General features: G+C 44.7%; 2 protein-coding genes and 1 pseudogene. All 3 read left to right on the plus strand.

From position 1 onward, the window contains the following. Positions 1-696: hypothetical protein (locus tag D3222_RS24325; protein WP_369973541.1), on the plus strand; the 696-nt coding region annotated here is incomplete at its 5' end. Next, entirely contained in the window at positions 693-1,193 is a 501-nt protein-coding gene (locus D3222_RS24330) for a hypothetical protein (RefSeq protein ID WP_118988332.1), read from the plus strand. The genes D3222_RS24325 and D3222_RS24330, both read left to right, overlap by 4 nt. A gap of 240 nt (positions 1,194-1,433) precedes the next feature. Beyond that, positions 1,434-1,861 (plus strand): annotated as a pseudogene (locus D3222_RS24335) (hypothetical protein); the annotation flags it as partial.

Consider the following 1,861-nt stretch of genomic DNA (forward strand, 5'->3'; position numbering starts at 1 on the left):
AAGTCAGGCACAATCAAAGCCTACGAGGAGAAAAAACAAGCCTTTTGTCAGCAGTCACCGGAGGCGTGTAAACAAACCGGGGAAATTATCAGCGTTGGTACTGACTTCGTGCCCGTTATCGGGGATATCAAAGGCTTTGTCGAGGCTGAGAGCGCATTAGATTATCTGGTCGCCGCGATAGCGATTATTCCCGGTGCAGGTGATGCCGCCGGGAAAACTATCAAGGCGGTAGAAAAAGCTTTACAGAAAGGTGACGTTGGAGAAGCGTCTAAACTGATCAATAAGGCCAGTGATGAAATCACATCCGTCTCACGCCCCGGTCACAGAAAATCAGAAATTGATGTCGGGAAAGATTTAGGGGATGGCTGGAGTGGTCAGGTTACATTTAAGGATGGCAAAGAAGTTCCCTATGGAACTAAAGGCAGTGTTCGCCCAGACTGGTGTCAGGGAAATGTTTGCAGTGTTGAAGTGAAGAATTATAACATTGCAACGAACAAAAATGGCCTGATTAATAATGTTGCCAAACAAGCGATTGAGCGGCAGAAGAATTTACCTGCCGGGATGAAGCAAGAAGTTGTTATTGATATCCGAGGTCAGCAGGTTACACAAAACCAAAAAGATATGATTATTCAGGGGATAGTTCAAAAATCGGATGGAACAATCAGTCCGACTGACATAGGATTTAAAACAAAATGAAAAATATAGGATTTCATGGGGGTCATACCGTTTATGAGCATGGCCCTGCTTCAGATGTGATTGTTTTTTTTCAGTGTATAACTGTCTATGCCGAACATGTTCAATCCGAATATGATTTTAGTTTATTAACAGATCGTCTTTATCGTCGTTATCTGAAACAAAATGAGCTTAGGCCAGCAATGGAACTTATGTCTATTGTTGAGTGTTTATTTGGCAAAGTTCAAAGCAATACAGTTGATTGGAAAATGATGGAAGTGAATTTTGAGTTAACAAAGCTAGATCTAAATCAGCTAACATTAAATCTTGTGTTTACAGATTACTTCCGTCGTTTTGTTGATGCTAAAGAGTCTGCCGAATCGTTTTTGAATACATTTAAAATATATCAACCAGTAAAAATAGTGATCTCCGATTTACCGTGGTTTATTGATGATAAGAATCGTCCTCTTGAGCAATTTGATGCACTTGGCCCAGACGATCCACCATTCTGGTTACGTTAAAAAAAGCTCCCGGCCTTATGCACTGCACCCCAAAAGTTAGACACTAGCTGATTAAGGTGTAGTTCATCCAATCGGGGTTATATTCTTCTATTTCTATGACAACTGGTCTGCCAGCATAAAAACCGAGTTGTTCCAGTCAGAGCCCTTCAATGGTGAGTTGAGGTCTGGGTACTGATTAAGCTATCCCCCGAAGGCGCTTACAGTGCGGCAAACAGCGCGGAGCTTGTCTATCGTAACAACATGACTGAGCACATGTTGTATCAGTTATCGGCAGATAATCAAAAAGATATCTTGGCGGCGGAAAAAGGGGATAAAGCGGCGGAAGAGCGCATAACTGCGCGGCGGAATGCCGCGATTGCCGTCACCGCCGTGGCGGCAGGCGGCTATGCGCTGGTTTATGGCGGTCATATACTGATTGCGGGCTCGGCTGAAATGGCAACGGCAGGGCGTATTGCGCTGGAAGGCTGTAAAGCCAATCCGGCGCTGTGCCTGAATAACGTGGGGATTTTTGTTGCGGATGCGGTTGCGCCGGAAGCGGCGGTGGGCACAGGTGTTTTAGCTGCTGGAGCGGTAAAAGTATTAGGTAACAGCAAAGAAGGGGCGAAAAATCTGGCAGAAGAGTTGAGTCATGCCTCAGAACCGCTGTTAAGAAATGCTAAACCTGATAC

The organism is Photorhabdus sp. CRCIA-P01, from assembly GCF_003545805.1.
Classification (GTDB): domain Bacteria; phylum Pseudomonadota; class Gammaproteobacteria; order Enterobacterales; family Enterobacteriaceae; genus Photorhabdus; species Photorhabdus antumapuensis.

Excerpts from the sequence above, each read along its gene's own strand:
- D3222_RS24330 (WP_118988332.1), top strand. The coding sequence starts at position 693 with ATGAAAAATATAGGATTTCATGGGGGTCATACCGTTTATGAGCATGGC.